This window comes from Corynebacterium tuberculostearicum (assembly GCF_046097255.1).
Classification (GTDB): Bacteria; Actinomycetota; Actinomycetes; order Mycobacteriales; family Mycobacteriaceae; genus Corynebacterium; species Corynebacterium tuberculostearicum_J.
The window spans coordinates 1-13,232 of record NZ_CP175770.1; the positions used below are offsets into that span (position 1 = coordinate 1).

General features: G+C 56.8%; 10 protein-coding genes. 6 read left to right on the plus strand and 4 right to left on the minus strand.

What is annotated here, in order from left to right; genetic code table 11:
- Nucleotides 1-46 precede the first annotated feature (46 nt).
- Entirely contained in the window at nucleotides 47-3,478 is a 3,432-nt protein-coding gene (locus ACKFRY_RS00005) for a pyruvate carboxylase (protein ID WP_408922939.1), read from the minus strand.
- Between the two features lie 304 nt (nucleotides 3,479-3,782).
- Here ACKFRY_RS00005 and ACKFRY_RS00010 point away from each other — a divergent pair, with 304 nt between their 5' ends.
- The 6 genes from ACKFRY_RS00010 to ACKFRY_RS00035 all read left to right on the plus strand — a co-directional run bounded on the left by ACKFRY_RS00010 (nucleotide 3,783) and on the right by ACKFRY_RS00035 (nucleotide 9,398).
- Complete coding sequence (locus ACKFRY_RS00010; protein WP_236587146.1) at nucleotides 3,783-4,211, plus strand: peptidase inhibitor family I36 protein; 429 nt, start codon at nucleotides 3,783-3,785, stop codon at nucleotides 4,209-4,211.
- A 70-nt stretch (nucleotides 4,212-4,281) separates the two neighbouring features.
- Nucleotides 4,282-4,977 carry an ABC transporter ATP-binding protein gene (locus ACKFRY_RS00015; protein ID WP_204610076.1) on the plus strand — a complete coding sequence of 232 codons (696 nt, stop codon included), beginning with the start codon at nucleotides 4,282-4,284 and terminating at the stop codon, nucleotides 4,975-4,977.
- A gap of 46 nt (nucleotides 4,978-5,023) precedes the next feature.
- A complete protein-coding gene (locus ACKFRY_RS00020; protein WP_408922940.1) occupies nucleotides 5,024-7,366 on the plus strand; it encodes a hypothetical protein in 2,343 nt (780 codons plus the stop codon).
- A gap of 139 nt (nucleotides 7,367-7,505) precedes the next feature.
- The gene (locus ACKFRY_RS00025; RefSeq protein ID WP_284767849.1) at nucleotides 7,506-7,874 is read left to right on the plus strand and encodes a GntR family transcriptional regulator; all 369 of its coding nucleotides are present in this window, start codon (nucleotides 7,506-7,508) and stop codon (nucleotides 7,872-7,874) included.
- Complete coding sequence (locus ACKFRY_RS00030) at nucleotides 7,861-8,715, plus strand: ATP-binding cassette domain-containing protein (RefSeq protein ID WP_408922941.1); 855 nt, start codon at nucleotides 7,861-7,863, stop codon at nucleotides 8,713-8,715. Before ACKFRY_RS00025 ends, ACKFRY_RS00030 begins: the two co-directional genes overlap by 14 nt.
- 2 nt (nucleotides 8,716-8,717) lie before the next feature.
- Nucleotides 8,718-9,398, plus strand: a complete 681-nt coding sequence (locus tag ACKFRY_RS00035) for a transglycosylase (RefSeq protein WP_408922942.1) — start codon at nucleotides 8,718-8,720, stop codon at nucleotides 9,396-9,398.
- Between the two features lie 88 nt (nucleotides 9,399-9,486).
- Here ACKFRY_RS00035 and ACKFRY_RS00040 read toward each other — a convergent pair whose 3' ends face one another.
- From ACKFRY_RS00040 to prpD, 3 genes are read right to left on the minus strand one after another with little or no spacing between them, the layout of a single operon-like run.
- Nucleotides 9,487-10,644, minus strand: coding sequence for a bifunctional 2-methylcitrate synthase/citrate synthase (locus ACKFRY_RS00040; RefSeq protein WP_408922943.1), 1,158 nt, complete (start codon nucleotides 10,642-10,644; stop codon nucleotides 9,487-9,489).
- Between the two features lie 14 nt (nucleotides 10,645-10,658).
- Nucleotides 10,659-11,591: a methylisocitrate lyase gene (prpB, locus tag ACKFRY_RS00045; protein ID WP_408922944.1), complete on the minus strand. Its 933-nt coding sequence runs from the start codon at nucleotides 11,589-11,591 to the stop codon at nucleotides 10,659-10,661.
- Nucleotides 11,591-13,102 carry a 2-methylcitrate dehydratase PrpD gene (gene prpD / locus ACKFRY_RS00050; RefSeq protein WP_408922945.1) on the minus strand — a complete coding sequence of 504 codons (1,512 nt, stop codon included), beginning with the start codon at nucleotides 13,100-13,102 and terminating at the stop codon, nucleotides 11,591-11,593. Before prpD ends, prpB begins: the two co-directional genes overlap by 1 nt.
- Between the last annotated feature and the right edge of the window lie 130 nt (nucleotides 13,103-13,232).

The window sequence follows — 13,232 nt, forward strand, 5'->3', positions numbered from 1 at the left end:
CCCCGCTTCCTAGAGGTTTAGGAAGCGGGGCGCTGGCGTGCGTCAGTTAGTTGATGACGGCGATGAGGTCGCCGCCTTCCACCTTGGTGGCCTGGCCGATGGCCACGCGCTCGACCACGCCATCCTTGGTAGCGGAGATGGAGGCTTCCATCTTCATTGCCTCAATGACGGCGATTTGATCGCCGGCCTTAACCTCGTCGCCAGGCTTGGCGGTGGGGTTGACCACGCCGGCGAATGGTGCGGCGACATGGCCCTCGTTGGAAGGGTCGGCCTTTTCGACGGTAGCGACCGTGGATTCGGCGTTCTCGTCGCGGACCTTCATCGGGCGGATCTGACCGTTGACGTTGAGAACCACGTTACGCATGCCCTTTTCGTCCGGCTCACCCACGGCGTCGAGGCGCACCACGACCTGCTTGAGGTCAGCGCGATCGGTGGAGTCCTCTGGGAAATAGTGGACGACCTTTTCTTCGCCTTCGGTAAGACCGTAGAAGAAGGTGGTATCCGTCAGCGCCTCAGTGTTGCCGTACTTGCGGCGGAACTCGTTGAATTCCTCGAACTGCTTCGGGAACAGGAGGCGGTTCAGGCTGGCGCGGCGCTCATCTGAATTATCGGATTCCAGATGCGGCTGTTCTTCCGCAGGGACCTCGCTCACCTGGGCGCCGGTTTCCTCGCGGCCATCGAGCACCTTATCGCGCAGCTCCGGCCAACCGCCCGGAGGGGTACCGAGCTGGCCGCGGAGGAACTGGTTGACCGAGTCCGGAATATCGAACTTGGTCGGGTTGGCAGCGAAGTCCTTCGGGTCTACGCCTGCACCGACAAGGTGAAGGGCGAGGTCGCCCACGACCTTGGAGGATGGGGTGACCTTGGTCGGGCGACCCAGCATCTCATTGACTGCTGCGTAGGTGTCCTCGATGACCTCGAATCGGTCCGCCAAGCCAAGGGCAGCGGCTTGGGCACGCAGGTTGGACAGCTGGCCGCCTGGAATCTCGTGCTTGTACACGCGACCGGTCGGGCCAGGGATACCGTTTTCAAACGGGGCGTAGAGCTGACGCACGGCCTCCCAGTAGGGCTCGAGATCCGATACGGCCTGCAGGTCGATACCGGTATCGCGCTTGGACTGGGAGAACGCTGCGATGAGGGCGGACAACGACGGTTGCGAGGTGGTACCGGCCAGCGGCGCGGAGGCGCCGTCGACAATGTCGGCACCGGAGAGAGCAGCCGCATAGTAGGTAGCCATCTGGCCGCCCGCGGTATCGTGCGTGTGCACGTGCACCGGCAGGTCGAATTCCTTGCGCAGCGCCATAACCAGCTTGGAAGCGGCCTCAGGGCGGAGCAGACCAGCCATATCCTTGATGGCAAGGATATGGGCTCCGGACTCTACAATCTGCTCGGCCAGCTTGAGGTAGTAATCCAGCGTGTACAGGTTCTCGCTCGGAGAGGAAAGGTCACCGGAGTACGCCATGGCCACCTCAGCAACGGTGGTATTGGTCTCGAGGACGGCATCGATGGCGGGGCGCATCTGGGAGACGTCGTTAAGTGCATCGAAAATACGGAAGACGTCCACGCCGGACTTGGCTGCTTCCTGGACAAAGCCGCGGCAGACCGAGTCTGGGTACGGGGTATAGCCCACGGTATTGCGTCCGCGCAGGAGCATCTGGATGTTCTGGTTTGGCATGGCCTCGCGCAGCATATCCAAGCGGACCCAAGGGTCCTCGTGGAGGAAGCGCATGGCGACGTCATAAGTCGCACCACCCCATGCCTCGACCGAGAACAGGTTCGGGGTCATGCGGGCTACGGCCTCGGCCGCAGAAACCAGGGCGGTACTACGCACGCGGGTAGCCAGCAGGGACTGGTGGGCGTCGCGGAAGGTGGTATCCGTAACCATCAGCGCATTCTGCTGGCGGATCTTCTCCGCCCACTTTTGCGGGCCAAACTCGAGCAGGTCATCGCGGGAACCGCGCGGGAGCGGCTCGGAAAGGTCCAGCTCAGGGAGCTTATCAAAGGGGCGCAGAGCCGTCGGACGCTTACCGTTGGGCTTATTAACGGTGGTCTCCGCGATGTATTCGAGGATGCGACCAGATTCGTCGACTGCCGGCGGAGCCTTGAGCAGGTGCGGGTGTGCGTTGATGAATCCGGTGTCCACGCGCGTCTGAGTAAAGTCCGGCTCGCGCAGCAGGGCGCGCAGGAAGCCGATATTGGTGGCCACGCCGGAAACGGTGAACTCGTTGAGCGCACGCTGGGCGCGCTGCACAGCCTGTTCGAAAGTGGCTCCGCGGCAGGTCATCTTCACCAGCAGGGAGTCGAAGTTGGGCGAAACCTCTGCACCCACGGAAGTTGCACCGTCCAGGCGCACGCCGGCGCCGCCCGGCGAACGATACGCGGTCAGCGTGCCGGTATCCGGACGGAAGCCGTTATTCGGGTCCTCGGTGGTGATGCGGCACTGCAGGGCCGAACCGGTGATGGAAATCTTGTCCTGAGCGAGGTGAATATCTTCCAGCGAAGCACCGGCCGCGATATTCATCTGGGCCTTGACGATGTCTACGCCGGTGATTTCCTCGGTCACGGTGTGCTCCACCTGCACACGCGGGTTCATCTCGATGAAGACGTGGTTGCCGCGCTCATCGACGAGGAATTCCACGGTGCCCGCGCCCTCGTAATTGATGTGCTCACAGAACTTCACCGCATCCTGGCAGATGCGGTCACGCAGCTCGGAATCCAGCGACGGTGCCGGCGCAATCTCTACCACCTTCTGGTGGCGGCGCTGCACCGAGCAATCACGCTCGAAGAGGTGCACCACATTGCCCTGGCTATCGGCCAGAATCTGCACCTCGATGTGCTGCGGCTTAATCACCGCAGTCTCTAGGTACACGCTGCCGTCACCGAACGCCGCCTCCGCCTCGCGCGAAGCCTCGGCCGCCTTTTCGCGCAGCTGATCCTCGGATTCCACGAAGCGCATGCCGCGCCCGCCGCCACCGGCGACAGCCTTAACGAAGACGGGGAAGTTAAAGTCCTTGGAATATTCGACCAGCTTATCGACGTCCGTCGATGGCTCCGAGTCCTGCAACGTCGGCAACCCAGCTTCCTTCGCCGCACTAACCGCAGCCGCCTTATCGCCGGTGAGATCCAAGGTCGCTGGGGTTGGGCCAATGAACTTAATGCCATTGTCCTCACACGCACGGGCTAAATCTGCGCGCTCCGAAAGGAATCCGTAGCCGGGGTAAATGGCATCCGCTTCGGCCTTCTTGGCGGCGCGGATAATCTCATCAATGTCCAAGTATGCCTTGACCGGCTGCCCCTCGGCGCCGATGCGGACGGCCTCATCCGCGAAGGCGCGGTGGAAGGAGTTTCGGTCTTCGCGAGGATAGACCGCGACGGTCTTTGCCCCGGTCTCGAAGGCAGCACGGAATGCACGCACGGCGATTTCGCCACGGTTGGCTACCAGAATCTTTTTGAACGATGGAAGCGCGGGATTAGCCACTTCTGTGTTCCTTTCAACTCGGAAGGTACTGCGATACAGCACCTCCTCTTGGGTGATCCGTATCTCAGTTTAGAGATCGAAACCTTCCTTGTCTGCCCATTTTCAAGCGGAGTTTGCCACACTATCCAGCGCTTAAACCGTTGAATGGGTGGTTTCTGCAGTCCGACCAGTAATAACAGGGTTAGCCGGTCTGTAAATCTTGCAAATTTTCGCCTCAGCAAAATATACAGCGGGGACACCCTTGGATTCACTAAGTGTTCATTTTCACTTCATACTAATTTTTCTTTAATTAATGCATATTTATATGCAAGGTGTTACTTTCGTTTTGCGCACCCAGCGCACGTCCCGCCAATCTCTAACAAGGAGAGAAAATGAGAATAAAAAACTCGCTACAGCCAGCGTAGCTATCGCAGCACTGAGCGGAATCGCTGTACCAGCAGCCAGTGCCTCCGCAGGTGAATGCAGTGGAGGCCTTGTGTGCATTTTCAACGAAGCTAACTTCAGCGGATTCCTAGGTTCCCGGGGCCCTGGAATCGGAATCATGAACGTTTCGCGCAACGCCAATGACAAGATGTCATCGTGGATCAATAACACTGGAGGCCATGCTGCTTGGTACCAGCACGCCAATGGTGGCGGCAAGTGTCACACCATGACTCCATTTTCCAATAACAATTATGTGGGCTGGTGGAGCAACGACACCCTTACCTCGTGGCGCACTAATCGGGGCTGCTAAGTAGACATCCGTTAGCTGGGAAGAAGGATGACAATCATCTTTCTTCCCAGCTTCAATATTTCAGAACTAAATGACCCAAATTCACATTCACCAAGTTCATAAAACACTCGGCGTTGGCCCTAAGGCGACTCACGCACTCAAGGGAGTTTCATTAAAAGCCGCACAGGGAGACTTCATTGCAATCTCCGGCAAAAGCGGTTCAGGGAAAACCACTTTTTTGGACATGCTTTCCGGCTTAATCTCCATAGACTCGGGCTCAGTCACGGTTAGCGGGGTCAAAGTAGATACCGCTTCTGAAAAGGAATTGCTTCGTCTGCGCAGGGAGATTATTGGCATTGTCCACCAATCCGATCTCATCATTCCCGAGCTGACCGCCGCCGAAAACGTGCAACTCGTCCTATCAGCAGCAGGATACAAGCCTGTAGATTCTCGAACGGCGGCTGAATCCCTCTTAGAACAAGTAGGTCTCGAGGGACTAGAGACCCGATATCCCGACGAATTGTCCCGCGGCCAATGCCAGCGGGTCGGTATTGCCCGTGCGTTGAGCGGAAACCGGTCGATCCTACTAGCAGACGAGCCTTCTGCCGCTTTGGATCAACAAAACTCGCGAAGCGTGTTTGCACTGTTTAGAAAACTCGCCAGTCAGGGAACAACCATCATCACTGCTTCCCATGACCCGATCGTTCTGGACTATTGCACCCGATCTTTCACCTTGATCGACGGCCTTCTACACAATGCAGAGGAGGCGGAGGAATCACTTGGTTAGCCAACTTCTATCCAAAATCATTAAAGGACAGCCCAAAGTGCGTCTCATGTACGCACTAGCTGCTCTCAGCATTCTCCTCCTTGCCGCTACAGCCACGAGTGCGATGCTTATGACAATGTCCGCCGAACAACACGTCGCATCGAACCTAGGCGATAACCACCAGCGAGCAGACGCGCCCTGTTCACTTTCCTTAGGCGACGATATCGACGATTGCCTATCCGCACCGTCAGATCCCAAGCGGTTCTCCCGTGAACTTGTATCGCAAGACTTCTACGTGGATACTGACCCCGATCACCGAATGACATATTCGGAGGGTGATTGGGAAAGCCAAGGGCCCAGCTACGGTTTAATTTTGGAATCAGGTCGGTGGCCAACCTCTCCGGGGGAAATTATCGCAACCACAGCTAGCGGTCTTTCCGAGGAATCAGGGGTCAGTGCCTTTAGTAGCAACCTGGAGATTAACGTGGTCGGCACCGTTACCAGTAAATATGTACCGACCGCAACCGCCGTGTACGCAGCGCCTGGCACATGGGATCTCAGCACCACTCCTTCATCCCCATCTAGTGCTGGGGCGCGCCCAATGCTTTTAGATAACCAGTCTTCGGACCAAGAAGAACTAGAAAAGACAATGGATCGCATTGCTCACGTAGACAATGCCGAGTTCAGCGCCAGAGAAGCAGTGAAACTGTCCTACCTCTCAAGGCAATCGCTGGAGAATCAGCCTCCCAAAAGCCTTCTTGATGAATACTCGTTTTTCTTCGGAATTTTTGCGTTTCTCTTACCTCTATTTTTCTCAGCCTTCCTAACTGCCATGCAAAGGCGCGCGCTCGAAGCCCCGGCCAACGCTCTACATCAACTCGGAATATCCAGGAAGAAGTTGTGGGCTATCTTCCACGTACAGATCCTTTTTCTAGTCCTTTCAATTTCAGTGTGCGCTATTGTCACCGGTACGCTTTTCCCTCACCTCTTTAGAACCCATCTAGCAGAGTTGGGGTCCGTGCCTGGGCGGGATTTCGTCCTCCCCTGGAAATGGTGCGGGTTGCTTTTAGCGTCCGCCTTACTTCCCCCGATCTTCAGCGCACTGACAACTGCATTACCAATCCGGTTCCAAAAAGCCCAAACTGCGGAACATCAACTTTCTGCTAAATGGAAGCGGGTTTCAGCCGGGGCTATCCCGGCACTGTGCGCCATAGCACTAGCAACCGTATTGTTCGCTGGGGTAGTCGGCCCGGAAATTTTCACAACTCTTGCTCCAATCCCTACGTTAGCGCTCGCGATAGCGTTGACGCTCGCTGTAACTATTTCTATTAAAAGCGATTCCCCAACGTCACCGAGTCACCTGGCCCGTCGCTTTCTAAGTTCGCACCGTTTTCTCCCGCTAATTGGAGTAGCCCTATTGTCCAGTACAGCAGGGATAGCAATCTTCAGCAGCAACCTGGCCGCTAGTATGACTGCCTCAGAAGCTGAATCCTACGCACCAATTGTCGCACCCGACCAAGCAATCTTGACCCTGCCAGATGAAATGGATTCTGCGAGAGAATCTGCACAGAATTCATTAGTATCCCAAGGTGACTTGCCCGAACCCATTTCTGCACAGCAGCTTTCCGCAGGATTGCCGATGACTCCTGATGTATCGGGAACTTTTGGCATTCTTTCCGTCCAGGATGCCAAGAGTTGGGAGAAGCTCACGGACGAAAAGCTTACTTCCGACGAAAGGCAAACCCTGGAAAGCGGTGGTGTTCTTGTCCGCGACAAGAAACTTATGGATGCCTCTCACACACAGATCACCGATTCAAACGAAAAGTCGCACACGCTCGAGGCCCAAGAGGGTTCTTTTGGAAACTATTGGGAGAAACAAGTCGGCGGTGTGGTGCTAAACAGCACCGCACAAAGTCTTGAAATTCCTAGCATTTCAACCCAATGGATATTCGACGGCTTATCCGCCCAAAAGGCAGAACGAGTGCCAGAAATCGCTAACCATCTTGGTATACCACCTGAGGATATCCAGCTTTCCAAAGGCTACGAAACCGAGACCCCCTTATCGTTCTATATCAGCCTTACAGCAGCTCTGCTTTCTGCAATCGCCATATCTTTTGCGATTGCGCGCGGCCTAAATACCAGTATGAACACACTGCACACCACCTTTTTCCACTTGGGTCTTCGCCGTGATTGGAGCTTCAAATCGTTTTCGTGGGCCATAGCGATTATCTGCCTGAGTTCCCTAATCATCGGAGTCTTCAGCGGTCTCGCCCCGTTAGCAGCATATAGCTTCTTGCTCGGTGATGGCTTTCTGTTCGCAGTCGATTGGAACGCAATAGGCTTCACCATCACTTCAGTCCTAGCGGGCACCCTAATCGGAGCATTCATTCAACAAAGACGCCTTCACTAGCCCTAAACACCACTCCACTCGGCCCGCGGTCACAAATCATGTTGATCGCGGGCCCCTTTCGCTATATGGTTACCCACATAGGTGGTAAACCCATACACCAGGGAAGGAATCACATGCCACATACACGAGAGGCCGCACCATGAGCGATACTCGGCCTATTTATCAACAGCTGGCAGGAGGAATCAGAGACATGATTATTTCCGGCGAACTCCCCGAGGGAGAACGCGCCCCTAGTACCAATGAGCTTTCAGCTTTCCATTCCGTCAACCCCACTACCTCCGCAAAGGCACTAACCGTCCTCTTCGAGGAAGGTCTGCTGGAAAAGCGACGCGGCCTGGGCATGTTTGTGCGTGAAGGCGCGCGCGACAAGGTACGCCACCAACGCCAAGAGGCGCTCAGGGAAGACTTCATCGTGCCTCTCCTCAAGGAAGGAGCCGCGCTGGGCTTAAGCGCCAGCGATATCGCCGACCTCATCGAAGCCGAAGGAGACCATCATGACGCACCTTAAAATGCACAATGTCAGCTGCAAGCGCCGCCTGCACGTGCCACACCTGGAGCTCACCGCCGGCATGTATGGGCTAATCGGTCCCAATGGCGCGGGCAAGACCACGCTCCTGCGCGCGATAGCGGGATTCCTCCCTACCAAGGGCAGCATCGATACCCCACAGGTGGCGATTGCACGCACCGGCGCCGATATTTCGCTCTCCGGTTCCACCGTGGCCCAGCACCTGCGCGCCGCACAGCATGTGCGCGAGGGTTTCGACGTGGGGTATGCGGAGGAGCTGTTGGATAAGGTGGGCGTCGACAAGCGCAGCAAGAACCGCTCTTTAAGCACCGGCCAGCGCCACCTGGTTGCCTGTGCCACTGCCCTGGCAGCGCGCACGCCGGTTACCCTCCTCGATGAGCCCTTCAATGGCTTGGATGCACCGACTCGCACGCGCCTGCGCGAGCTCATTATCGCCCACGCCTCCGGTACCCCGGACTGGCTGCTGGTGCTTTCTTCTCACCGCGCCGAAGACCTCGTCGGCCTGGTTGACCAGGTCATTACCGTGCACGACGGCACGGTCAATAAACCCACCGACCTGGAATCCCAACGGCCGCACTACCCCGTCATTAGCGGCAGCACCAAGGACGTGGAGCAAGCACTCGCGCTTGCCGACGCCCTCCCTCTCCACCACTCCTCCCTTGGCTCCACCTCCAAGGTGCACGCGTGGTGCCCGGCCCCGTTCCCGGCCGATACCGCAGCCGCCGCCCAAATCACCGTCTCCTACCTTGACGACGGCCAGCTCATCGATTTCCTTGTCTCCCGCGCCCATGAATCCGCCCGCACCCCACAAGAGGAGTTCTAGTCATGAAGCTACTGAAGACCTTCAACCTCAATGCCAAGAAATCGCTAATCTCCGTGAGCATTATCATCGTATTGCTCTGGACCGTTCCGTATTTTCTACCGTCTGATCCCGAGACGATCATCAACCCTGCGGGTTGGAGTTTCTTCGCCGTATTCATTTGGGGAATTTATTGCGCCTTTGCCGCTACTGAGTACCGCCCGCTTCGTGGCTTAGGGCTTCCCTCAACAAAGTGGCTAACCAGTATGCACGCAACGCTTTGGGTAGCTGCGCTGGTTTTCGGAGCTATTGCTTGGCTGACTTACTATGCTGCCCTACGCGCCGGCGTAGCTATGTATTCTTCGTGGGTCATTGCCCCTGGAAATATTGATGCCGCTCCCATTTTCGCTCGCATCGCGACCTTCGGCAGCTTCACTTGCGGTCACCTCATGACCGGTTATATCGGTACGCTCATAGGCCTCATATTCAGCTCTGCTTCTTCTCATTCTTGGGCTTCACGCCTGCTCATAATTGCTGGAATCATCGCGGGCATTGTTCTAGTAGACTTCGCACTCACACTAATTTTCCAATACGTCGGCGCCCCAGAAATTGATGCCCCGTGGCCGGGATTGTTCTTTTTTGCAGGACTCAGCATTATTGTCTGCTCCATAGTCACTTACCTACTCGCACGACGTATCCAGCCATAACCCGACCTTAGAAAAGCCACGACAAATATGTCAGCTCCCCCACTCCGGCCAACGTGACGGTGCCGGAATGTGGGGGAGTTGACACGTTTTAGAAGGACTTTGGCGGGACCGAACGCTGTTCCTCGCCGTTATATGCGGATAGCGGACGAATAAGCGAGTTATTCTCGTTCTGCTCCACAATGTGCGCGGTCCAACCGGTAATGCGGGCCATGACAAAGATTGGCGTGAAGAATTCAATGTCGAAACCCAAGATGTGATAGGCAGGGCCAGCGGGAAAATCGAGGTTAGGCTTGATCTTGATGGAGGTATTATCCTCCATCGTCTTGGCCATTATGTCGTACATTTCAATCCATTGGGTCTGGTCGTGTTGTTCGGCCAGCTCCTTAAAGGCGGCCTCCATGGTGGGAACTCGGGAATCGCCGTTTTTGTAAACGCGGTGGCCAAAGCCCATGACCAGTTCCTTGTTGGCCAGCTTCTTCTTGGTCCATTCTTCGGCCTTGGCAGGATCGCCAACCTTCAGGAAGTTCTTCATAACTGCCTCGTTGGCACCGCCATGCAATGGCCCCTTGAGAGCGCCGATAGCCGCGACGATAGCGGAATACGTATCGGACATAGTGGAGGTCACCACGCGGGCAGCGAAGGTGGAGGCGTTAAATGAGTGCTCGGCGTAGAGAATGAGGGACTTATCAAAGGCCTCGATATCGGCGCGGTTGGTAGCTGGGGAGCCTTCCTCATCACCGTAGACCATCCACAGGAAGTTCTCCGCAAAGCCCTTCTTGCGAGAAGGTTGGATGTAGCCTTCACCGCGACGGCGTCGGATATCGAGGGCAATGATGGTGGGGATCTTGGCCATCAGCTCAAGCGCGGTACGACGGATATGTTCAGAGTCTTTGGTGTATTCCTCTGGGTCTTGGGAACCGATATAGGAAATGGCGGTACGCAGGACGTCCATTGGGTGGCACGACAGCGGCATGGACATGATGAGGTCAATGACATGGCGCTCCAAATGGCGCAGGGCTTTCTCGCGGGCAGAGAAGCGGATGAGGGATTCCTGCCCCGGCAGCTTGCCGTTCCACAGCAGATAGGCCACTTCCTCGAAGGAGCAATAGCGGGCGAGCTCTTGGACGGGATAGCCGCGGTAAGTCAGCGAGTTGGTCTCAGGGACGACCTTGGACACGGCAGTCTCATCGACGACGACGCCATACAGGCCCTTGCGGATTTCGGGGGTCTGGTTCTTATCGGACATGGTGTAAATTCTCCTTAGCTTTCGAAGGTGGGTCGGTAGGTGTCTTTGGAATAGGTGAATACGGATTGGTCGAAGTCGTTGTATTCCTCGTAACGCACCAGCTCATAAAGGCGGGAACGGTGTTGCATGCGCTCGAGCCAGTCGGTTTGCAAGCCGGTTTCATGCATATCCCGCAGGAAATCTTCGGTAGCGCCCATAGCCACGCGGAAGGTGGAGACAGGCCAGATGACTGCGTTATAGCCGAGGTCTTCTAGCTGTTGCGCTGAAAGCAACTCGGTTTTACCGAATTCGGTCATATTTGCCAGCAACGGGGTGTCGACAGCGGCCCGGAATTTTTCAAAGTCTGCTGGCTGGTACAACGCTTCAGTGAAGATAAGGTCCGCGCCGGCATCGGCGTAAGCCTTTGCACGGTCGATGGCGTCATCAATGCCATTGACTCCTGCGGCATCGGTGCGGGCACAAACAATGAAGTTAGGGTCGCGCCGCTCGTTGACCGCGGCGCTAATACGGCGGAGCATAATATCTGTGTCCACCACTTCTTTGCCGTCGAGGTGGCCGCAGCGCTTCGGGTTGACCTGGTCTTCAAGGTGGCATCCGGCCAGGCCTGAGTCTTCGAGCGCGGCTATGGTGCGGGCGGCGGACATGGGTTCACCGAAGCCAGTGTCGGCGTCGACAAGCAAGGGCAGGTCCGTCGCGCGGGCAATCTGGCCCGAGCGCTGTGCCACCTCAGTCAAAGTAGTCAGGCCAATATCGGGAAGGCCTAAATCATTGGCCAGCACCGCGCCGGAGACATAGACGCCGCCGAAACCACCGATATCCTGAATTAGCCGCGCGGTCAGGGGATTGAACGCGCCCGGCAATCGGGTAATGGTGCCGGATTCGAGGTCGGCGCGGAATTGCTGACGCTTTTCCGCAGGAGTTTTCAAAGAGCCAAATAGTCCAGCCATTAGAAGAGTCCTTCCGGTTTCTGGGGTGCGGCGGCGAGGTGAGCATCGGTCACCCGCACGTTTAACTCGGTAAGGTCAGTGAGATTTTCCAAGTTTTGGACCGCGTTGAGGAAGCGCTCTTGTTCGGCTTCGTCCACGATGCCGTTTGCGAGTTTTCTGAACTTCTCTATGTATTGCTCGCGCCCAAAGGGTCGGGCGCCAAGCGGGTGGGCGTCAGCAACGGCGCGCTCATCTTCTACCACCGTGCCGTCTTTGAAAGTGATCACAGCTTTGCCGCCAAAGGCCTTTTCAGAAAGGTCGTTGGAGTGATAACGGCGGGTCCACTCGGGGTCCTCGACGGTGGAAATCTTGTGCCAAAGTTCGATGGTCTCTGGGCGGGTGGCACGCTCGGGAGCGTAAGAAGCCTCGTGGTCCCACTCGCCGTCCTCGAGGGCGACGGCAAAGATGTACATGATGGAGTGATCCAGCGTCTCCCGGGAGGCAGAGGGATCCATCTTTTGCGGATCATTGGCACCGGTACCGATGACATAGTGCGTGTGGTGCGAGGTCTGCAGAACGATGGATTCGATATCCGCTGTCCTCAGGCCCTTTTCTGCCAGGGTTTTCTTCAATGCAAAGGCCATATCGATGGGAGCTTGGGCCTGGTATTCGGCCGAGTGTTCTTTGGTGTAGGTATCCAAGATGGCTCGTTTTGGCTCGCCGTCCTCCGGCAGCGGGACGGAGTAGGTGCGCTCCGGCGAGTGCAGCATCCACGCGATGAATCCATCCTCGCCTTCCCAGATGGGCGCCGGTGCGCCTTCGCCATGCATCGCTCGGTCGACGGCCTCAATGGCCATTTTTCCCGCGAAGGCTGGGGCATAGGCCTTCCAGGAAGAAATCAATCCCTTGCGGGATTGGCGGGTGGCGGTCGTGGTGTGCAACGCCTGCCCCACCGCCTGGTAGATCGTGTCCCTATCCAAACCGAGCATGGTACCGATGCCGGCGGCCACGGAGGGCCCGAGGTGCGCTACATGGTCAATCTTGTGCTCGTGCAGGCAAATTCCCTTAACGAGGTTGACCTGGATTTCATAGCCGGTAGCGATGCCGCGGATAAGATCACGGCCGCTAAGGCCCTTGTGCTGCGCGGTAGCAAGAAGCGGCGGAATATTGTCCCCTGGGTGCGAGTATTCAGCGGCGAGGAAGGTGTCGTGATAGTCCAGCTCACGGACCGCTGTGCCGTTGGCCAGGGCGGCCCATTCGGCCGAGTAGGCTCCATCCACACCAAATACAGTGGAACCTCCCTCGCTTACCGGGTGTGCCTGGGCCATGGTGCGGGCGGAGGTTACAGACCCCCGCGCCACGGAGGCCATAGCCACAGCTGCGTTGTCGATAATGCGGTTAATAATCATGTCGGTGGTCTCAGCTGGGACCTCTACGGGGTCCGCGGCTACTTCTGCCACCTTGTATGCCAAGTGTTCCTCATAGGGAAATTCCTCGGCGGATTTATGGGTGCGTACCTCGTGCTTCTTCACTAGATGGGTCCTCCTTCACTCTGCGGTGCGTTTCACATCACACTAAATGCTTGAATGTGCTCTGCGCTATAAGTAGGGTGTGTGTAATCTAGCGGAACGATTCAGTGGAATCTGCAAACCTTGTGGTTTC

Bases quoted from the DNA above. Each gene is read 5' to 3' on its own strand.
- ACKFRY_RS00025 (WP_284767849.1), top strand. From the start codon at position 7,506: ATGAGCGATACTCGGCCTATTTATCAACAGCTGGCAGGAGGAATCAGA.
- ACKFRY_RS00030 (WP_408922941.1), top strand. From the start codon at position 7,861: ATGACGCACCTTAAAATGCACAATGTCAGCTGCAAGCGCCGCCTGCAC.
- prpB (WP_408922944.1), bottom strand. From the start codon at position 11,591: ATGGCTGGACTATTTGGCTCTTTGAAAACTCCTGCGGAAAAGCGTCAG.
- ACKFRY_RS00040 (WP_408922943.1), bottom strand. From the start codon at position 10,644: ATGTCCGATAAGAACCAGACCCCCGAAATCCGCAAGGGCCTGTATGGC.
- ACKFRY_RS00020 (WP_408922940.1), top strand. From the start codon at position 5,024: ATGTACGCACTAGCTGCTCTCAGCATTCTCCTCCTTGCCGCTACAGCC.
- ACKFRY_RS00015 (WP_204610076.1), top strand. From the start codon at position 4,282: ATGACCCAAATTCACATTCACCAAGTTCATAAAACACTCGGCGTTGGC.
- ACKFRY_RS00010 (WP_236587146.1), top strand. From the start codon at position 3,783: ATGCAAGGTGTTACTTTCGTTTTGCGCACCCAGCGCACGTCCCGCCAA.
- ACKFRY_RS00035 (WP_408922942.1), top strand. From the start codon at position 8,718: ATGAAGCTACTGAAGACCTTCAACCTCAATGCCAAGAAATCGCTAATC.